This is a genomic window from Serratia sp. G204Y, assembly GCF_051172435.1.
GTDB lineage: Bacteria > Pseudomonadota > Gammaproteobacteria > Enterobacterales > Enterobacteriaceae > Serratia > Serratia sarumanii.
Genome location: NZ_JBPIZA010000001.1, coordinates 2,643,427 through 2,662,186, shown reverse-complemented (window position 1 = coordinate 2,662,186; position 18,760 = coordinate 2,643,427). Strand labels below are relative to the sequence as shown.

At 60.4% G+C, this 18,760-nt stretch carries 22 protein-coding genes, 1 tRNA gene and 1 riboswitch; of the genes, 11 read left to right on the top strand and 12 right to left on the bottom strand.

What is annotated here, in order from left to right; translation table 11 throughout:
• The first annotated feature begins 62 nt into the window (after positions 1 to 62).
• On the top strand, positions 63 to 1,448 hold the full coding sequence (gene cysS / locus ACSBQQ_RS13125; RefSeq protein ID WP_033637393.1) for a cysteine--tRNA ligase: 1,386 nt from the start codon (positions 63 to 65) through the stop codon (positions 1,446 to 1,448).
• A 61-nt stretch (positions 1,449 to 1,509) separates the two neighbouring features.
• On the opposite strand, the gene ybcJ is transcribed toward cysS, so the two are convergent.
• Positions 1,510 to 1,722: a ribosome-associated protein YbcJ gene (ybcJ, locus tag ACSBQQ_RS13120; RefSeq protein ID WP_033637394.1), complete on the bottom strand. Its 213-nt coding sequence runs from the start codon at positions 1,720 to 1,722 to the stop codon at positions 1,510 to 1,512.
• A 10-nt stretch (positions 1,723 to 1,732) separates the two neighbouring features.
• The gene (gene folD / locus ACSBQQ_RS13115; RefSeq protein ID WP_004940177.1) at positions 1,733 to 2,599 is read right to left on the bottom strand and encodes a bifunctional methylenetetrahydrofolate dehydrogenase/methenyltetrahydrofolate cyclohydrolase FolD; all 867 of its coding nucleotides are present in this window, start codon (positions 2,597 to 2,599) and stop codon (positions 1,733 to 1,735) included.
• 205 nt (positions 2,600 to 2,804) lie between these two features.
• Here folD and ACSBQQ_RS13110 point away from each other — a divergent pair, with 205 nt between their 5' ends.
• The 7 genes from ACSBQQ_RS13110 (at position 2,805) to ACSBQQ_RS13080 (ending at position 7,290) form a co-directional block, all read left to right on the top strand.
• Entirely contained in the window at positions 2,805 to 3,014 is a 210-nt protein-coding gene (locus tag ACSBQQ_RS13110; protein WP_033647224.1) for a hypothetical protein, read from the top strand.
• A complete protein-coding gene (locus ACSBQQ_RS13105) occupies positions 3,011 to 3,331 on the top strand; it encodes a hypothetical protein (protein ID WP_060441723.1) in 321 nt (106 codons plus the stop codon). Before ACSBQQ_RS13110 ends, ACSBQQ_RS13105 begins: the two co-directional genes overlap by 4 nt.
• A gap of 96 nt (positions 3,332 to 3,427) precedes the next feature.
• Positions 3,428 to 3,504, top strand: a tRNA-Arg gene (locus ACSBQQ_RS13100).
• Positions 3,505 to 3,636: 132 nt separating this feature from the next.
• Positions 3,637 to 3,984, top strand: a complete 348-nt coding sequence (locus ACSBQQ_RS13095; protein WP_060387369.1) for a gamma-glutamylcyclotransferase family protein — start codon at positions 3,637 to 3,639, stop codon at positions 3,982 to 3,984.
• 86 nt (positions 3,985 to 4,070) lie between these two features.
• Positions 4,071 to 4,214, top strand: a complete 144-nt coding sequence (locus ACSBQQ_RS13090; protein ID WP_162882640.1) for a hypothetical protein — start codon at positions 4,071 to 4,073, stop codon at positions 4,212 to 4,214.
• Positions 4,215 to 4,659: 445 nt separating this feature from the next.
• The gene (locus ACSBQQ_RS13085) at positions 4,660 to 5,211 is read left to right on the top strand and encodes a flavodoxin family protein (RefSeq protein WP_033637414.1); all 552 of its coding nucleotides are present in this window, start codon (positions 4,660 to 4,662) and stop codon (positions 5,209 to 5,211) included.
• Positions 5,212 to 5,841: 630 nt separating this feature from the next.
• Complete coding sequence (locus tag ACSBQQ_RS13080) at positions 5,842 to 7,290, top strand: sensor domain-containing diguanylate cyclase (RefSeq protein ID WP_060429403.1); 1,449 nt, start codon at positions 5,842 to 5,844, stop codon at positions 7,288 to 7,290.
• A gap of 24 nt (positions 7,291 to 7,314) precedes the next feature.
• Here the strand turns inward: ACSBQQ_RS13080 and ACSBQQ_RS13075 are convergent, their stop codons facing one another.
• Entirely contained in the window at positions 7,315 to 7,794 is a 480-nt protein-coding gene (locus ACSBQQ_RS13075; protein ID WP_033647218.1) for a cold-shock protein, read from the bottom strand.
• A gap of 165 nt (positions 7,795 to 7,959) precedes the next feature.
• Between ACSBQQ_RS13075 and ACSBQQ_RS13070 the strand changes: the two genes are divergently transcribed.
• Positions 7,960 to 8,469, top strand: coding sequence for a VOC family protein (locus ACSBQQ_RS13070; protein WP_033637415.1), 510 nt, complete (start codon positions 7,960 to 7,962; stop codon positions 8,467 to 8,469).
• A gap of 36 nt (positions 8,470 to 8,505) precedes the next feature.
• On the opposite strand, the gene ACSBQQ_RS13065 is transcribed toward ACSBQQ_RS13070, so the two are convergent.
• The 5 genes from ACSBQQ_RS13065 to ACSBQQ_RS13045 all read right to left on the bottom strand — a co-directional run bounded on the left by ACSBQQ_RS13065 (position 8,506) and on the right by ACSBQQ_RS13045 (position 13,710).
• Positions 8,506 to 9,333, bottom strand: a complete 828-nt coding sequence (locus ACSBQQ_RS13065; RefSeq protein ID WP_049213847.1) for an amino acid ABC transporter ATP-binding protein — start codon at positions 9,331 to 9,333, stop codon at positions 8,506 to 8,508.
• Between the two features lie 9 nt (positions 9,334 to 9,342).
• Positions 9,343 to 10,230 carry an amino acid ABC transporter permease gene (locus ACSBQQ_RS13060; protein ID WP_033647216.1) on the bottom strand — a complete coding sequence of 296 codons (888 nt, stop codon included), beginning with the start codon at positions 10,228 to 10,230 and terminating at the stop codon, positions 9,343 to 9,345.
• A gap of 30 nt (positions 10,231 to 10,260) precedes the next feature.
• Positions 10,261 to 10,788, bottom strand: coding sequence for a GNAT family N-acetyltransferase (locus ACSBQQ_RS13055; protein ID WP_033653215.1), 528 nt, complete (start codon positions 10,786 to 10,788; stop codon positions 10,261 to 10,263).
• Positions 10,789 to 11,032: 244 nt separating this feature from the next.
• Complete coding sequence (locus ACSBQQ_RS13050) at positions 11,033 to 12,358, bottom strand: LLM class flavin-dependent oxidoreductase (RefSeq protein WP_048321339.1); 1,326 nt, start codon at positions 12,356 to 12,358, stop codon at positions 11,033 to 11,035.
• Positions 12,359 to 12,546: 188 nt separating this feature from the next.
• Positions 12,547 to 13,710 (bottom strand): M20 peptidase aminoacylase family protein, encoded by a 1,164-nt coding sequence (locus ACSBQQ_RS13045; protein ID WP_033637419.1) that lies wholly within the window; start codon positions 13,708 to 13,710, stop codon positions 12,547 to 12,549.
• A 346-nt stretch (positions 13,711 to 14,056) separates the two neighbouring features.
• Here ACSBQQ_RS13045 and cspE point away from each other — a divergent pair, with 346 nt between their 5' ends.
• Positions 14,057 to 14,266 (top strand): transcription antiterminator/RNA stability regulator CspE, encoded by a 210-nt coding sequence (gene cspE, locus ACSBQQ_RS13040; protein WP_004940030.1) that lies wholly within the window; start codon positions 14,057 to 14,059, stop codon positions 14,264 to 14,266.
• A gap of 57 nt (positions 14,267 to 14,323) precedes the next feature.
• Here cspE and ACSBQQ_RS13035 read toward each other — a convergent pair whose 3' ends face one another.
• The 4 genes from ACSBQQ_RS13035 to ACSBQQ_RS13020 all read right to left on the bottom strand — a co-directional run bounded on the left by ACSBQQ_RS13035 (position 14,324) and on the right by ACSBQQ_RS13020 (position 18,254).
• On the bottom strand, positions 14,324 to 15,514 hold the full coding sequence (locus ACSBQQ_RS13035; protein ID WP_048321340.1) for a multidrug effflux MFS transporter: 1,191 nt from the start codon (positions 15,512 to 15,514) through the stop codon (positions 14,324 to 14,326).
• A gap of 6 nt (positions 15,515 to 15,520) precedes the next feature.
• Positions 15,521 to 16,117: a TetR/AcrR family transcriptional regulator gene (locus tag ACSBQQ_RS13030; protein ID WP_033637421.1), complete on the bottom strand. Its 597-nt coding sequence runs from the start codon at positions 16,115 to 16,117 to the stop codon at positions 15,521 to 15,523.
• 288 nt (positions 16,118 to 16,405) lie between these two features.
• Positions 16,406 to 16,789, bottom strand: coding sequence for a fluoride efflux transporter CrcB (crcB, locus tag ACSBQQ_RS13025; protein ID WP_004940022.1), 384 nt, complete (start codon positions 16,787 to 16,789; stop codon positions 16,406 to 16,408).
• Positions 16,790 to 16,868: 79 nt separating this feature from the next.
• A riboswitch (Fluoride riboswitch) is annotated at positions 16,869 to 16,931 on the bottom strand.
• Positions 16,932 to 17,186: 255 nt separating this feature from the next.
• Entirely contained in the window at positions 17,187 to 18,254 is a 1,068-nt protein-coding gene (locus ACSBQQ_RS13020; protein ID WP_060420307.1) for a diguanylate cyclase, read from the bottom strand.
• Positions 18,255 to 18,472: 218 nt separating this feature from the next.
• Here ACSBQQ_RS13020 and tatA point away from each other — a divergent pair, with 218 nt between their 5' ends.
• Entirely contained in the window at positions 18,473 to 18,688 is a 216-nt protein-coding gene (gene tatA, locus ACSBQQ_RS13015) for a Sec-independent protein translocase subunit TatA (protein ID WP_004940019.1), read from the top strand.
• Positions 18,689 to 18,760: the final 72 nt, after the last annotated feature.

The following is an 18,760-nucleotide window of genomic DNA, read 5'->3' as shown; positions in this document are numbered from 1 at the left end:
CCGGGCGGAAACCTGAAGCCCGGTTATCTTTTTTGTTATCACGCACACCACGGAATCTCCCGATGCTAAAGATTTTTAATACCCTGAGTCGTCAAAAAGAGGAATTCAAACCCATTCATGCCGGGAAAGTGGGCATGTACGTGTGCGGGGTAACCATCTATGACCTGTGTCACATCGGGCACGGTCGTACCTTTGTCGCTTTCGACGTGGTGGCGCGTTACCTGCGCTACCTCGGCTATTCGCTGAACTACGTGCGCAACGTCACCGACGTGGACGACAAAATCATCCGCCGCGCGGCGGAAAATCATGAGACCTGCGACCAGCTGACCGAACGCATGCTGGCGGAAATGCACGCCGACTTCGACGCGCTGCTGATTGATCGCCCGGATCAAGAGCCGCGCGCGACCCAGCACATCGCCGAGATCATCGAGATCACCCAGCGCCTGATCGATCGCGATCACGCCTACGTGGCCAGCAACGGCGACGTGATGTTCTCCATCGACAGCGATCCGCAATACGGGCTGCTGTCACGTCAGGATCTGGATCAGCTGCAGGCCGGCGCGCGCGTGGAGATCGACGACGTGAAGCGCAACCCGATGGACTTCGTGCTGTGGAAGATGTCCAAGCCGGGCGAGCCGAGCTGGCAGTCGCCGTGGGGGCCGGGCCGTCCGGGCTGGCACATCGAATGCTCCGCCATGAACTGCAAACAGCTGGGCACCCACTTCGACATTCACGGCGGCGGTTCCGATCTGATGTTCCCGCACCACGAGAACGAGATCGCACAGTCGAGCTGCGCCCACGACGGCCCGTACGTCAATTACTGGATGCACTCCGGCATGGTGATGATAGACAAAGAGAAGATGTCCAAATCGCTGGATAACTTCTTCACCATCCGCGACGTGCTCGGCCATTACGATGCGGAGACGGTGCGTTACTTCCTGATGTCCGGCCACTATCGCAGCCAGCTGAACTACAGCGAAGAGAACCTCAAACAGGCGCGCACCGCGCTGGAGCGCCTCTATACCGCGCTGCGCGGCACCGACGCCGACGCCGCGCCGGCCGGCGGCGAAGCGTTCGAAGCCCGCTTCCGCGAAGCGATGGACGACGACTTCAACACCCCGGAAGCCTACTCGGCGCTGTTTGATCTGGCGCGCGAGGTTAACCGCCTCAAGGGTGAAGACATGGCGGCGGCTAACGGCATGGCGGCGGAACTGCGCAAGCTGGCTAAGGTGCTCGGCCTGCTGCAGCAGGAACCGGAGCAGTTCCTGCAAGGAGGCGCTCAGGTTGATGACGGCGAAGTGGCGGAGATCGAAGCGCTGATCAAACAGCGTAACGAAGCGCGCGCCGCGAAGGATTGGGCGCTGGCGGATGCCGCCCGCGATCGGTTGAACGAGATGAACATCGTGCTGGAAGACGGCCCGCAGGGCACCACCTGGCGCCGTAAGTAAGCCGGCCGCAGGGAAAAACAAAAAAGGCGCTGAATTCAGCGCCTTTTTCTATGGCTGCGGGTCAGGGTTTAACCATGACCTTGCCGCCGTTGAACTCCACCACCTGATCGGCGACGATCTTGCAGCGCTTGCGGGTTTCGACCTTGCCGTCGACTTTCACCTGCCCTTCAGCGATGACTTCTTTGGCGGCGCCGCCGCTTTCACACCAGCCCTGGAACTTCAGCAGATCGCACAGTTCGACGTGGGGATGATTGTCCAGATTGAAAATTTCCATACTGCCTTACTTATTTAGGTTGAACGTCGTGATATTCCTCGCAGGCCTGCAAGGTATTTTGGATCAGTGTAGCAACGGTCATCGGGCCAACGCCACCCGGCACCGGGGTGATGTAGGCGGCGCGCTCGCTGGCGGCGTCGAAATCGACGTCGCCCACCACTTTACCGCTTTCCAGACGGTTGATGCCAACGTCCACCACGATGGCGCCCGGTTTGATCCAGTCGCCCGGGATGAAGCCCGGTTTGCCGACCGCCACCACCAGCAGATCGGCGTTCTCGACGTGGTGACGCAGATTCTTGGTGAAGCGGTGGGTGACGGTGGTGGTGCAGCCGGCCAGCAGCAGCTCCATGCTCATCGGGCGGCCGACGATGTTGGAGGCGCCGACCACCACGGCGTTCAGGCCGTAGGTATCGATGTTATAACGCTCCAGCAGGGTGACGATACCGCGCGGCGTGCACGGGCGCAGCTTAGGGGCGCGTTGGCACAGGCGGCCGACGTTGTACGGGTGGAAGCCGTCGACGTCTTTGTCCGGGTGGATGCGTTCCAGCACCTTGACGTTATCGATGCCGGCCGGCAGCGGCAGCTGCACCAGAATGCCGTCGATTTCCTCATCGGCGTTCAGCTGGTCGATCAACGCCAGCAGCTCGGCTTCACTGGTGGCAGCGGGCAGGTCGTAGGAGCGGGAAAGGAAGCCGACTTCATCGCAGGCGCGGCGCTTGCTGGCGACGTAAATTTGCGAAGCCGGGTTCTCGCCGACCAGCACAACCGCCAGCCCTGGGGCGCGTTTGCCGGCCGCCAGACGTTGTTTCACTTGCTCAGCCACTTCGTTTCTAACCTGCTGCGCAATCGTTTTACCATCAATAATCTTTGCTGACATCAGTGTGGAAATCCATCAATTAAGAAAAGCGGGGATGCCGCTATTCTGGCAGAAGCTGAGCGCGCTGTCAGGCGCAGAATCACCCTCGCAGCCGTTGCCGACGCCGATTTACGCTTTTTTTATGCCGGCCTCAGGATCCTCTACGCCATTTTTACCGGCACTTGGATACGCTGGGGCGGTTCACAGGGCGAAAGAGGGCAGGATCATGAGGGCGATAACCCGGCTTTACCCGTTGCATCATCAGCCTGACGAGCAACCGGCGGAGCCTAAACGCATAGGGGAAACGGTGTTCGATTCTTCGCTGCATCCGGCGGACAGCGCGCAACTCACCGCGCTGCATCAGCTCGGCAAGCATGAAGGAGCGCCGTCGTGGCGGGCGCGCCTGAGCGCGCTGTGGCGGAGGCTGTGCGCATGAACGGCAGCGCATGGGCAGGGTGCGCGCTATTGCTGGCTTGGGCGCCGTGGAGCCAGGCTTCTTTAAACAGCGCACGTCCCGACGCAACACTGGAGGAAAGGGGGGAGATGACCTGCAACGCGCGGGTGGTTGAGCATGCCGATTGGGGGGACATCGCCGCAGTGGTGCAGTCCGCCCGCCTTTGCCTGCGGCGGGGCGGTGGGCGGCAAGGGGCTGAGCGCGCGCCGATTTACATAGGCTTTGGTCTGGCTCAGCATGGCGGCGCCCGGTTGACGGGAACCCTCGCCGCGCGGGCGCTGGCGGAAAAAACGCCATAAAGCACGGCCGCCGCCGTAACGCCATGAAAAGGCATTGACTCGCTAACCTCTGACCGTATAATCCCAACCCGCAGCCGCAGGTTGCCGCATCTCAATGCGCCCTTAGCTCAGTTGGATAGAGCAACGGCCTTCTAAGCCGTAGGTCATAGGTTCGAATCCTATAGGGCGTGCCATTACTCCCTTGATTTTCTTCCCCCTACTTGTTCCCTTGAAAACTCGACTGCGCTACCCGTACTCCCGTTGGCTCGCCGCTGAACGTCATGCTATGTTCATGCGTTAACTTTCAGTGAGTAGTAGAGAGAAAAATGCAAAGCTTATTCGTTTACGGCACCCTGGGGCCGGGCAGGCCCAACGCGCACATTATGGAAGCCATCGGCGGCAGCTGGGAAGAAGGCAGCGTCGGCGGCTCGCTGCTTAACGAAGGCTGGGGCGCCGAGATGGGCTACCCGGGCATCGTGCTGGATAACAGTGGCAATCGGGTGAACGGGTTTCTGTTCCGTTCAGCTAACCTCGTCAACCACTGGCCGACTCTCGATGCGTTTGAAGGTGAGGGTTATGAACGAGTGGTGGTCAGCGTCACCACCGCCGGCGGCGAAACCGTCGATTCGTTTATCTACATGCTGAATAATGATACGAGCCGCTTCGCCGAGTGAGTGCGAGGCGCTTGACCCACCGGCAATTGAACCTTCGTTTATTTTGCCGCGCTACAATAGGCGAAAATTTCTCCACGGAGCCTATCGTGCGCAAATCCAGATTCCTGCTCGTGACCTTGCTGTGCCTGTGCGCCGCCGCCGTGCTATACGTTATGGCTTACCGGGCGTTGGGGCATTACCTCAGCGACGGCGAGCAAGCTTACCCGGATATCACTGTTGAAATCCGCTGAGGGCCGTGCGGCGCCGCGCTGATTGCGCCGATTTTTCGAACTTCGGCCGTTCGTCGCCGGGGGGGCAATACCGGCATCTTCAAGAGCGGCGGTTTGAGTCGCGCCTGTTCGTGGTGCGTCGAGAAAAATGTCATATTTCCCATTCGGCGTTACATCTGGCCGAGCAAACTTACGCGGGGATGACAGTTCTATACATTGGGATTGGTACTGTAGCTCTACCCGATGATGTTGTGTGTTATCCATTCCCTGTAGTGTATTACCCCATCCCTGTTAAGTTTATCCCGCCTTGCGCGGGATTTTTTTTATCTGCGCATGCCTGGCAGAGTAACGCGATTTTTTTGAATAACACCGTCAGTTTTATTTGGTATTCAGCCGCTGCGCGCTTGATTAGATTGAACGCGAAGGGGCGCCGTCGGCGTCTTTGTGCAATGAGTGGAGAATTTCTATGGCGAAGACAGTAGTGGTGTTTCATTCCGGCTACGGCCATACCGAGCGTTTGGCGAAAGTCGTGGCGGAAGGCGCCGGGGCGGAATTGATCGCCATCGATCAGAACGGCGATATCAGCGACGAAGCCTGGCGGACGCTGGATGAGGCGGACGCCATCATCTTTGGTTCGCCGACCTATATGGGCGGCCCGTCGTGGCAGTTCAAGAAATTCGCCGACGCCAGCTCCAAGGCCTGGTTCGGCCGCAAGTGGCAGGACAAAGTGTTCGGCGGCTTTACCAACAGCGCCAGCCTGAACGGAGACAAGCAGGTAACGCTGATCGCGCTGCAGACGCTGGCTTCGCAACATGGCGGCCTGTGGGTCAGCCTGGGGCTGATGCCGGCCAACACCAAATCGGCGCAGCGCACCGACGTCAATAACCTGGGCGGTTCGGTGGGGCTGCTGGTGCAGACCCCGGCGGATGCCGGCGTGGATGAGATGCTGTCGGGCGATCTGGCGACCGCCAAGCTTTATGGCCAGCGCGTAGCGGGCTTTGCCGCCAAACTGGCGTAAGCCCTTCCGTGCAGAGAGGGCGGCGGTGCGGTTGAACGGACGCCGCGTTCATTTTCTCTGCACAATTGGCGTGTAAGCTGCGAAATGTTATTAGCCTGCTTGGGCTAACACTGCATTTCGTACAAATATTCCCGGTTCCTAGGCCGGGTTTTTTGTTGCTAAGGTCTGCTTAAGCTTGCACCGCTATACTGCGCGGCAGCACGGGCATGCAAGGCATGGCCGTGTTGTAACTGTCGATTTGCTGTTGTTCAGGCAAGCCCGCGCTATGCGGGCTTTTTTGGGGTTGTTATTGCACGGGCGGCCCAGTTGCAGGAAAATAATCGCGCAGTTATTCAAACAGCATTCAACGACCAATAACCATAAACTTATTAATGTAATTAACGCCCTCGGCGGCCTATTACGCTATGCGCTATGCTGACAGCAGAGCGGGCATTATTTGCTGACGCTATGCGGGGGGAGTCCGCCGCAGGCGCATCAGGCTAAGAAAAGTCTGTTAATTAAATGTTAATGCTTTTTATTATTGATTTGTCTGGCTTTTTTGGTTGAAATTCGGATTGACTATCCCTCACTGGCCGGGCGAGAGAGTATGCACATTATTATTCTGGTTATTAGCAAAATATGGGCGAGGCGATGAACGCCAGAATAAACGCCAGGCATGGCCTGCCGCTAACGGTTCAGCTGATCAATCTTTTCATGCTGGCCTTTTTACTTTCCCTGGTGGGTATTCTTAGCCGGCCGATTGGCTCGCTTTCCTTATTTTGGCCGGTGAATGCGATTCTGCTCGGCCTGCTGCTGCGAAAACCCGTTTACGCCACGCCGCTCGGCTGGCTTACCACCTATCTGGGCATGGTCGCCGCCGATCTCAGCACCGGCGAAGGCTGGTCTCTGGCGCTGTGGCTGAACGCCTGCAACATGTCGCTGATCGCCGTCGGTTACGGCATCATGCTGATGCTGCCCCAATCTCAACGGCGCATGGGCAAACCCCATGCGATACTCTATATGTTCAGCGCCAGCCTGGCCGGCGCGGCGGTGGCGTCGACGCTGTCGGTGCTGCGCAACGACAGCCTGTACAACAACACGGTGGTGGTCGCCTGGCTGGCCTGGTTCAGCGAGCAGTTCTCGACGACCTTGCTGCTGTTGCCGGTGCTGATGGCGGCGCCGCGGTTGAAGCAGCTGCTGCGCATGCAGGTGCGTTGGCGCCTGAAGGGCTGTCTGCCGCTGCTGGCGCTGCTGCTGTCGCTGATATTCAGCGTCTATATCGGCGGGCCGGGCGCTATCGCCTTCCCGATCCCGGCGCTGCTGTGGTGCGCGGTGCGCTACCCGCTGTTCCCCGTGACGTTGCTGACGCTGTTGACCGGCATGACCGAGATCAGCAGCATTTCCGCCAACCTGATGCTGTACGAAACGCCGAACAACCACAACGCCTTCCTCGATACCCTGATGTCCGCCCGCTTGGGCATCGCCATGCTGGTGATGGGGCCGCTGATCCTCGCCAGCTCCATCGCCGCCAACCGCAAGCTGATGCGGCGTCTGGAGCACAGCGCCAACCACGATTTTCTGACCGGGGTGCTGGCGCGCAGCGCGATGACGCGCAAAGCGGGCGAGCTGCTGGAGCATAAACACCGCTCCAAAGAGGCGGTGTCGCTACTGCTGATCGACATCGACCATTTTAAGCAGATCAACGATACGCACGGCCACAGCGCCGGCGATCAGGTTTTGGCGTCGTTCGCGCACATCGTGCGGCGCGAACTGCGGCACGATCAGCTGTTCGGCCGCCTGGGCGGGGAAGAGTTCGCCATCATGCTGCCGCGCGCGCTGGCGGCGCAGGGTGTGGCGCTGGGGGAACATCTGCGCCGGCTGGTGGAGCAGACGGCGCTGCAGGTGGAAGGCAAGCAGACGTTGAAAATCACCATCAGCGTCGGCGTCGCCAGTCTGGCGATGAACGAGGTGAAATCGCTGGAGCAACTGATGAATATGGCGGATATCGCGCTGTATCGCGCCAAATCGCAGGGGCGTAATCGGGTGGAGTCGTTCAACGTGGTGAACGGCAACAGCGTCGAGCATATCCTGTTCCGCTAGGGCTCGACGCTGGGCAGCCGGCGCTTACAGGCTTTTCAGCGCCTTAATGGTCTCATCCATATCGATCTCGTGCTCGGAGAAGGTATGGGTGGTGTTCTGGAAGGTGGTAATGGTCAGCATGCGCAGCGTTTGCATGGTCTGCGCCTGATCTTCTGACTGCGGGCGAATGCGGTTCATCAGCAGGCCGACCGACAGCACGGTGTTCTCTTTATCCACGTCGGCTTTGGCCGGCACTTCCTTGGTGAAGGTATTGAAAGACTTGATGCTGGCGATCTTGATTCTTTCATTGGCGATGATGATGTATTTGCTGGGCGCCAACACTTTGACCGCATAAGCCGACGGGCCTTTGGTGTTGTTGGTCGGTTCGAAGGTCACCGCCGCGTTTTTCTTAATCAGCTCCGGGTTTTGCACTTTAATCACGTGAAAATAACGATTTTCTCCGTTCTCGTCGGTAATAAAGCCGAAGCCTTTGTCTTCAAAAAAAGTCGTTATCTTGCCGTTCATCGCTATTCTCACAAAAGGGTTCTATACAGCGCTTATGATAGCGCGGAATGCCTTGCAACGACAGATTGCGCGGGCGGCATTTCGTCATGCGATAACGGCATTTAGCGGCTTTCCCCCCACATGCTATGTTCATGCTGACTTCATTCAATGCGTAAAGGAATAGCGATGGGAATCAAACGTCTCAATCACGCCGTGCTGTATGTCAGCGACGTGCGGCAGAGCGCCGACTTTTATCATCAGGTGTTGGGGTTCAAGCTCAAGCCGTCCGACAGCCCCGATCGGGCGGTGTTTACCCAGGCCGCCGATTCGGACAACGATCACGATTTGGCGCTGTTCAGCAAGAACCTGGGCCAGCAGCGCGCCGGGGTGTTTCGTGCCAACAACGAGCCGCCGGCGGAGCATGAGCCAGCGGCCGGGCTGTACCATCTGGCCTGGGAAGTGGACAGCCTGGAGGAGCTGGAGCGCATTCGCCATCAGCTGGCCGAACGCGGCATTCTCGGGCTGGAAGAGGATCACGGCGTGCACAAAAGCATTTATGGCCACGATCCGGACGGGCTGCTGTTCGAGGTAACCTGGTTTATTCCGCCGGCGTTGCTGACCGAAGAGGACAAAAACCAGCAGGGTATCCGCCCGCTGGATTTCGCCGCCGAGAAGCGGCGCTTCGCCGGCCGGTAAGCAGCTCGGGTACGGGGCGCCGCGGCGCCCCGACGATCACAGCACTTTGTTGAGAAAGTTGACGGTGCGCGGATGCTGCGGCTGAGTCAGCACTTGCCTGGCGTCGCCCTGCTCGACGATCTGCCCATCGACCATAAACACCACCCGATCCGCCGCTTCGCGCGCAAAGCCGATTTCATGCGTGACCACCACCAGCGTGACGCCCAGATCCGCCAACCCCTTTATCACATCCAGCACTTCGCCGACCAGCTCGGGATCGAGCGCGGAGGTCGGTTCATCGAACAGGATCACCTTCGGGTTCAGCGCCAGCGCGCGCGCGATGGCGATACGCTGCTGTTGGCCGCCGGAGAGGTGGCGCGGGTAGGCGTCCGCCTTGTGGCGCAACCCGACGGTATCCAGCAGCGCATAGGCTACCGCTTTCGCCCGTTCGCGGGTGTGAATTTTATGCACTACCGGCGCTTCGATGATGTTTTCCAGCACCGTCAGGTGCGGGAACAGGTTGAAATTCTGGAACACGTAGCCGACGTTGATGCGTTGCCGAAGGATGGCCTTTTCCTTCAGCTCATACAGCCGGTTGCCTTTGCGGCGGTAGCCGACGTAGTCGCCGTCGATGCGGATAAAGCCTTCGTCCACGCGCTCCAGGTGGTTGATCGCCCGCAGCAGCGTCGATTTGCCGGAGCCGGAAGGGCCGAGGATCACGGTTACGGTGCCCGGCTGCAGCGTCAGGCTGACGTCGTCCAGCGCCTTGTGCTTGCCGAAGAACTTGCTGACGTTGCTGATTTCGATCAGGCCGCGTGCCGGCACCGGGGTGAGATTGCGCGCCGGCTGTTCGGGCAAGGCGTAATAATCAATGGCTTCAGACATGCGGGTCTCCTAACGTTTTAGCCAGCCGGCCAGTTGCTGCCAGGGCGTCGGCGGCAGTTCGCGCACCGCGCCCCGGGCGAAATAGCGCTCGATGTAGTATTGGATCACCGACAGCGCGGTGGTGATGAACAGATACCAGACGGTGGCGACCATCAGCAGCGGTATTACCTGCTGGGTGCGGTTATAGATAACCTGAATGGTGTAAAACAGCTCCGGCAGCGCCAGCACGTAAACGATCGAGGTGCCTTTCGCCAGGCTGATGATCTCGTTGAAGCCGGTCGGAATAATGGAGCGCAGCGCCTGCGGCAGAATAATGCGGAAGGTGCGGCGATAGCCCGGCAACCCCAGCGCCGCCGCTGCTTCGTGCTGGCCGTAATCCACGCCCAGGATGCCGCCGCGGATGATCTCGGCGGTGTAGGCGGACTGCACCAGCGTCAGGCCCAGCACCGCCACGGCGAACTGGCCGAGAATGTCGATGGTCGGGTAGCTGGCGAACACCACGGAGGTGAAGGGAATGCCCAGCGAGATGGCGTCATACAGATAGGAAAAGTTGTACAGGATGATCAGCACCAGAATCAGCGGCAGCGAGCGAAACAGCCAGATATAACCCCAGGCCAGCGACGCCAGCAGGTAAGAGCGCGACAGCCGCGCCAGCGCCAGCAGGGTGCCGAACAGGATGCTGAACAGCGTGCCGAGCAGCGTCAGCAGCAGGGTTTGCCCCAGCCCTGCCAGCACCGCCGGCGCGAAGAACCACTCGGCGAACACGCCCCATTCCCAGCGCGCGTTGCCCGCCACCGATTGCACGATGGCGGCCAGAATAAACAGCGAAAACAGCGCGCCGATCAGCCGCAGCGGATAGCGGGCGGGCACCACTTTCAAGACTTCTTGTTTGGACATGTCATGTCTCCTGATACAGATTAAGGGGCCTTAGGCGATTTTCCTTTCCGACGCGCAACAACACGCGTCCTCTGCAATCAGGCTTTTGCGGAACGGCAGGCGGCCATCGTAGGGTGGGCGACTGTATATCTCGCTGTCGACGGTGGGATCGAACTGCGGCTGATACCCGTTGCTCAGATACAGGCCCACCGCTTCGGGCTGGCGAAAGCCGGTGGTTAGATAGAGCCGGCGATATCCCTGCGCCAGCGCCAGCGTTTCCAGCTGCTGCAGCACCCGCTGCGCCAGGCCCTGGCGGCGTAGGTCGCCCCGCGTCCAGATGCGCTTCAGCTCGGCGGTTAGCGCGTCATAGCGTTTGAAGGCGCCCATGGCGATCGGCGCACCGGCGCGCAGCAGCACGATGAAGGCTCCTTGCGGTGGCGCGTACAGATCCAGCGCTTCCGGTTCCTGGTCACCAAAATAGTCGCCGTAGCGCTGACGATATTCGCCGAACAGCCCTTCGATCACCGGGGCGATCAGCGGGTCGGTCGGCAGCGTCTGAATGAAGGTGTCTTGCGTCATTGCGCGCTCCTAATCGCCCTGGCTGGGCGGGTTGATTTCCGACTGCGCAAGGCGTTCGGCGCTCTCGCCCCAGCGGTTGACCATGGCGTTCGCCTGCGGGTTCTTCGGCGCGTGAATAGGGGGGCATTGGCCTGCGAATCGATGCCGGTGCCCGCCTGCGCGGCGCCGGTCAGGCTCGGCAAGGCCGCCACGAGGGCGGCGGTAACGGTTTTCTGCATAGCGGGTATCCCTGGCAGCGATCTTGTTATTGGGTGAATCTGTTCAACGGGCGCTTCAGGCCTAGATGTTCACGCAGCGTGTCGCCGTGGTACGCCTGGCGGAACAGGCCGCGTTGCTGCAGGACGGGCACCACCCGATCGACGAAGTGGCCGAAGGCGTTGGGCGTACCGCCGCTGATGATGAAACCGTCGGCGGCTTCGCCGTCGAACCAGCGTTGCAGGCCATCCGCCACCGCTTCCGGCGTGCCGCTGAACACCGGGCGCGGCGAGGCGGCTTCCAGCGCCACCTGGCGCAGCGTGAGGTGGCGCTCGCGGGCGCTGCGCTTGATGGCGTCGGTGGTGCTGCGGAAGCTGTTTTGCCCCAGATCGCCGATGTCCGGGAAGGGGGCGTCCAGCGGATGACGGGCGAAGTCGTAATGCTCAAAGTAGCGGCCGAGGTAGTTGAGGGCATTCTCGATGCTGACCAGGCGGGCGGTCTCCTGGTACTGGCGCTCGACGTCCGCGTCGTCGTCGCCGACGATCACGCTGACGCCCTGGAAGATGCGCAGGTCGTCCGGTTCGCGCCCCTGTTCCACCAGCTGCCGCTTCACGTCCTGGTAGAAATCCTGCGCCTGCTCCAGCGTGTCGTGATGGGTGAAGATCGCATCGGCGTGTTGGGCCGCCAGCCGTTTGCCGTCTTCGGAGGCGCCGGCCTGGAACAGGATCGGGCGCCCCTGCGGCGTGCGGCCGATGTTCAGCGGTCCCTGCACCGAGAAGAACTCCCCCTGGTGATTGAGAGTGTGCAGTTTGCCGGCGCGGAAAAATTCGCCGCTGGCCTTATTACGCACGAAGGCGTCGTCTTCCCAGGAGTCCCACAGCCCTTTGGCAACGTCGAGAAACTCGCCGGCGATGCGGTAACGCAGGCTGTGCTCCGGGTGTTCTTTGCGCGAGAAATTTTTGGCCGAGCCTTCCAGCGGCGAGGTCACCACGTTCCAGCCGGCGCGGCCGTTGCTCAGGTGATCGAGGCTGGCGAACTGGCGGGCGACGGTGAACGGATCGCTGTAGGAGGTGGAGAGGGTGCCCACCAGGCCGATTTTATCGGTGGCGGCGGACAACGCGGCCAGCAGGGTGAGCGGTTCGAAACGATTAAGAAAATGCGGAATGGACTTTTCGTTGATATATAGCCCATCGGCGACAAACACGAAATCGAATTTCCCCTGTTCGGCTTTTTTCGCCGTGGCGATATTAAATTCGAGGTTGATGCTGGCGTCGGCGGTGGCGTCCGGGTGGCGCCAGGCGGACATATTTCCCGATGCACCATGCAGAATGGCGCCCAGCCGCAATTGCCGTTGATTAGTCGCGTTGTCGCTCATCGTGATTATCCTGTCATGCGCCGCAGAGGCGCGCGGTGTCTGATGTGCCCACTATTGATGAGCGGCGGCGGGATGTAAAACAACAAAACAGCATATTCAAATGTTGAAAATTGCAAATATCACGGCGAGCGAAAAAATAATCCCCGACGCGGCATCCGCGGCGTCGGGGAAATACGCTTTACCGTTATTCAGGCGTTGCTGAGGGCTTTTTCCGGTGCGGTGGTTAATTGTTGCAGCGTGCGTTCCGCCAGCAGCGTGAAATATTGCGCGGCGGGAAACAGAGCGCGTTCATCGGGATTGAAACGCGGATGATGCAGGCCGAATTCGCTGGCGGAGCCGATGCTGACGAATACGCCCGGCACATGGTGCAGATACAGCGCGAAATCTTCACCGCCCATCTGCAGTTCCGCCTCTTCGACCCGGTAGCCGGCCTCGGCGGCGACGGTTTTGCTGAACGCCGCCCAATGCGGATCATTGATCACCGCCGGCGGCCCCGGCTGCCAGCGGAGTTCGGCCTGCGCGCCCAGCGCGGCGGCAACGCCGTCGATCACCTGGCGAATTTTGTCCGGCACCTGGCGGCGCACCGCGTCGCTGTGGGTGCGCACCGTGCCTTCCAGCTCCACGGTTTGCGGCAGCACGTTCCAGGTATTGCCGCCTTCGATGCGCGTTACGCTCACCACCAGCGATTCCAGCGAGCTGAAGCTGCGGCTGGGCAGCGTCTGCAGTGCGCCGACGATCTGGCTGGCGGTGACGATGGTGTCGACGCCCTGTTCCGGTTTGGCGGCGTGCGCGCCTTTGCCGGTGATGAGGATCTGGAAGCGATCGACGTTGGCGTAGAACGGCCCGGCGCGGGTGGCGAAGGTGCCGGTGGGCAGCTCCGGCGCGTTATGCAGGCCAAATACCGCCGCAACGTTATCCAGCGCGCCAGCGTCGATCAGATGTCGGGCACCGTTGAAGGTCTCTTCCGCCGGCTGGAAGAAGATGCGCACCGTGCCGGGCAGGTCGGCCTCACGCGCTTTCAGCAGGTGTGCGGCGCCGAGCATCACCGAGGTGTGAAAGTCGTGGCCGCAGGCGTGCATCACGCCGCGGTTTTGCGAGCTGAAGGGCACGTCGGCGATTTCGTCGATCGGCAGGGCGTCAATGTCACCGCGCAGCGCGATGATCGGCCCCTTGCCGCTGCCAATCTCCGCCACGACGCCGGTTTTCAGCGCCAACGGCAGCAGGCGAATGCCCGCCTCTTGCAGCCAGCGGGTCAGCCGGGCGGTGGTGGCGAATTCGTGATTGGAAAGCTCCGGGTTTTGGTGCAGCTCACGCCGATAGGCGATGATTTTGTCTGCCAACTGGCTGGTCATAGGCTTGGCTCACAGTGGGAAATAAACCCTAACCCTAGTGCAGCGGCCGCCGAAGCAAAAAGACCATCTGGTTATATTTCATAGCGATTGCGTCTGCATGGGGGCGTCAACGCTGGGGTAAGCGGGCGGGTTTGGCCGTTCGCGCATTGTTCGCCGGCGCGTGGAGAGGATTGACCTGGAACGGGAGCTTATCGCAACCGGTGCAATCCATTTACACCGGGCTACACGGATTTTTTCACTCTTTATCGGATTTCTGTGATCGCGGTGGTGGACAAAATCCTGCCTGCTTGCTGTACTGTAATCGACACAGGTTTTGTGTCTTTCATTCACGTTAAAGGTAAGTTTGATGTCTAAGATTAAAGGTAGCGTTAAGTGGTTTAATGAATCCAAAGGCTTCGGTTTCATTACTCCGGAAGATGGTAGCAAGGACGTTTTCGTTCACTTCTCTGCCATCGTTAGCAACGGTTTCAAAACGCTTGCTGAAGGCCAGCGTGTAGAGTTTGAAATCACGAACGGTGCCAAAGGCCCATCTGCCGCTAACGTTACTGCTATCTAAGCTGCGTAGCTGAATTTCTTAAAACCCGCTCATTGAGCGGGTTTTTTATTGGGCGCGTTATGCCTCGCTGCGGCGGGCCAACAGGCTGAACAGCAGGATAGCGATGGCGTAACAGCCGACGATGGTCAGCGCCATCGACAGGCCCGAGGTGCCCCCCAGCCCGGTGAGCGGCACGGCGCAGGCGCCGAGGGCGAACATGCACACGCCGATCAAGGCCGAGGCGCTGCCCGCTTTGTCACCCTGGCTTTGCATGGCCAGCGAAGAGGCGGTCGGGCCGACGATGCCGATCACCGCCACCGAAAAGAACAGCGGCACCAGCAATACGACCAGCGGCGCATGCAGCGCGGCGGCCAACAGCAGCAACAGCGATGCGACGGCCGCCAGCGTTAGCCCGCTCTTCAATACCCGACGCTCCCCCCAACGCGAACTGAGGCGGCTGGCCAGCTGCGCCGCAATGATCAGCCCGACGCCGTTAATGGCGAAGCACAGGCTGAACATCTGCGGGCTGAGGCCGTAGATCTGCTGCAAGACGAAAGGCGAGGCGCCGATATAGGCGAACATGCCGGCCATCACGAAGCCTTGCGTCAGGCACAGGCCCATGAAATAGCGCTGGGTCAGCAACCCGCCCAGCGACATCAGCATCGCCAGGATACCGCCCTGGCTGCGGCGTTCTACCGGCAGGGATTCGCGCAGCTTCAGCGCCGACAGGCTGAACAGCAGCACGGCGATGGCCGCCAGCACGCCGAAGATGCCGCGCCAGTTCATCACCTGCAGCATCACGCCGCCCAGCACCGGCGCGACGATCGGCGCCAGGCCGTTGACCAGCATCAGCAGGGCGAAGAAGCGGGTCAGCTCATGGCCGGCGTACAGATCGCGGGCAATGGCGCGGGAAATCACCGCGCCACCGGCGCCGGCGATGCCCTGCAGCAGACGGGCGATCAGCAACTGGTCGATGGTGGGCGCGAGGGCGCACCACAGCGAAGCACCCAGCAGCAGGATCAGCGACAGCAACAGCGGGCGCATGCGGCCCAGTTTGTCGCTGTAAGGGCCGAAAATCAGCTGGCCGACGCCCAGGCCTAGCAACCCGGCGGTCAGGCTGAGCTGTGCGGCGGCGGTGGAGGTATTCAGTTCGCCCGCCATTTCCGGCAGGGCGGGCAGATAGAGATCGGTGCACAGCGGCCCCAGCGCGGCCAACAGGCCAAGCACGACGGCGTACACCAGACGTTGTCTGGCTAAGTGTTTGGTCATGGGAGATTAGCGTTTCCTGAACAGGTGAGAAATGGCCTGCTGATACAGCTCGCGCAGCAGGGACGCATCGGCTTTTTGCGTGGTAAGGATGCGGTAACCGGTGCCTTCGCTCATGACGGCGATAAACTCCACCCGGGCGGCGATCTCTTCCGCGCTGAAATCGGGATACAGCCGCTGCAGGTTGTGGCACACGTGGCGAAACAGCCGCGCTTCCGCATCGCTGAGCATTTTGGCTACCACCGGGTTGCGCGTGGCCTCGGCGGTCACTTCCAGCATCAGCATGTGATCGGTTTCGCTCTCGCCCGGCTGCTGAAACAGCGTGCGCGCCGCCAGCGTGCCGGCGATCAGGTTGATGTGATCGCCAAGGTTTTCCAGCCGTTGCATCTTGCTGGCGATGATGCGGTTGACGATCTCTTCGATAATCGCGTCTTTATTGGCGAAATAGCGATAGATTTGCCCGACGCTGAGCTGCGAGCCCTGGGCGATCTCCGCCATGCTGGCGGCGTGGAAGCCGTGGCGGCGGAAGCTGGTTTTCGCCGCTTCGACGATCTGATCGCGGCGGGCCTGCACCTTGGCCTGTTTACTGTCGTTGGGGGAGAGCATCTGCCCGATCCTTTGCTACGCGTGAGCCGGGTTCACATTTCTGGGTGTGAACGTTCATTCTCAATTGTAGTGTAACCGGCGGGAAAGACGCAACATGAACGCGTGCTGCGGGAAAAAGCGCTTAAGCGAACAGGTAGGATTTGATAAAGGCGGCGACGATCAGCACGCACAGCGCAACGGCAATCGCTTCGGCGGCGGTTTTCGGCAGGCTAAACATAGCGGTTTCTCATCCAGTCAGGAGTACTGGATGAGATTATGCGCATGCAAGATTAAGGAAACATTAAGGGCTTAGCGCCCGTTGACCCACATCACCAGCATGAAAGCCAGCAGCGTCATCGCCAGCGAGCCGGCCAGGTTGAGCAGCATGTTGGCCAGCGCCCAGCCGAAGCGGCCATCCTGCATCAGGTATACCACCTCCAGCGAAAAGGTGGAGAAGGTGGTCAGGCCGCCGCAGAACCCGGTGGTGATCAGCAATTTCCAGGTGGGATCCAGATGCGTCATGCGGGTGAAAATCGCCATCGCCAGGCCGATGATAAAACCGCCGATCAGATTGACCATCAGCGTACCGAGCGGAATGTGGGCGTTCAGCGGGTTCATTTTCATGCTTACCGCCCAGCGCAAAACGCTGCCGACGCCGCCGCCGATAAATACGGCCAGTAAAGAGCTCAACATGGGGCAACTCCCTTTCAATCAGAGAAATTCACGGGGTTCGGAAAGGGACAGGCGTAACGCTACGCGCCTCTCTCCGAGAGGTTACGTAGACATCATCAGCCTGTGAAGGCGGTTAGGGAGGAATGTCATCTCCAGCGTGCCGCACGGCCTTTTTCGCCGCACCGGATGGATGTTACACCTAACGCCGCCTATTTTGTAGTATCGACAATCTGCGAGGTCACCCCATGAAAATCAGAACGGCGCGCCTGAGCGATCGCCGAATTAATGACGGCGCTGGATTATCCCGGCACCGAGGCGCTGCTGGTGGCGGTGGAAAGCGAGCGGGCGCATGCGTTTTACCGGCGTGAAGGCTTTGTCGAAGCGCCGAAGTATTTTGCCAAGTTATTAAACCAGTCAGTTAGTCGCCCGTCGGCGCCGCCGTTTCCAGCCGGTTGCGGCCATTTTGCTTCGCCCGGTAAAGCGCGCCGTCGGCCGCTTTCAGCCAGTCCAGATAACCGCCCAGCGCGGGGTGGTAGTTGGCGATGCCGGCGCTGATCTGCAGCCGCAGCTGTGGTGCCTCTTTGAAGATGACGGCGTCCAGCCGCTGCTGGATGCGCCGCAGGACGGTTACCGCCTGTTCGGCGCTGGTGTTCGGCAGCACTGCGCCAAACTCGTCGCCGCCGTAGCGCCCGACGATATCCACGTTGCGCAAGCCGATCAGCAGCTCTTCCGCCAGCGCCGCCAGGGCCTCATCCCCTAAAGCGTGGCCGAAGGTGTCGTTGATGGTTTTGAAGCGATCGATATCCATCAGGATCAGCGTGGCGTTGTCCTGGTAGCGGCGGCAGCTGTCAAACTGGCGATGCAGCAGGTGCTCCCAGTGGCGGCGGTTGTACAAGCCGGTCAGCCCATCGCGAGTGCTGATGCGTTGCAGCTCCTGTTTCTTTTCCGCCAGCCGCTTGGCGGTGCGGTAGGTCACCAGCCCGAGCAGCGTCGGGTACAGGTAGATCATCGGCAGGCACAGATAGATTTGCAGCGGCGTGCTGTGCGGTTGAAACGGGAAGCCGAGCAGCGCGCCGGTCAGCGCCGCCGTGGCCAATTGAATCGCCAACCCTTTGACAAACAGCGCTTTGCCGGCGGAAGCGATGTTGTTCATGCTCATCATCGACAGGATGACGATCGCCGGCAGCGCATTGAACGCCATCATCGCGGCCCAGAAGCCACCGAAGGCGGAGTCGATCAGCAGGTTGCGGATCTCGGCTTTGAACGGATCTTTGGCGCGGCGGGCCAGGCGGTAGGCGAGATGCGGCCAGAGAAAGCCGTGAAAGGCCAGCAATAGCCAGACCGCCGTGGGCGGAGCCAAGGGGTAGAGCGCGGCGCAGACGCAGATAAAGCCGAGTCCCAGGCCGGCGACGCGGGGCAGATAGGTGCGTTTGGCGAAGCTGAGGCCGGATTTTCGGGCATCGAAAATGGGTGGAGCAATATACATCCGGCATCTCCCTGATAAGTATCACGGCAGCGTATCATGCGGGCGATAAACTAAGAATAGTCTGGAATCCGCGCCGTGCGGCCGCGTGGCATTCCTGCGACGGATCTCACTCTGTTACATGTTGCGGTTGTGCGAGCCGAAGGAAAGTCGCTAAATATTCGCAGGCAAGGTCAGTTTTTCTCGCTGTTCACGCAGCGCTCTATGATAAGAAGGTGAGTATGGAAGGTATCAGCATTACCAAACTTCTGGTGATTGCCGTGTTGGTGATTTTACTGTTCGGCACCAGCAAACTGCGCACGCTCGGCGCCGATCTTGGCGCGGCGCTGAAAGGCTTTAAAAAAGCCGTGGGCGACGACAGCACGCCGCCGGCCGCCGGCAACAACGCCGCCGAAAGCCAGTCCGCTCAGCAGAGCGTCGAAAAGAAAGACGTTTAACCCCGCCTGGTGGCGCGCAATAAAAAACGGATGCCTTGCGGACATCCGTTTTTTGGCGTTTCCGCCGTCTTT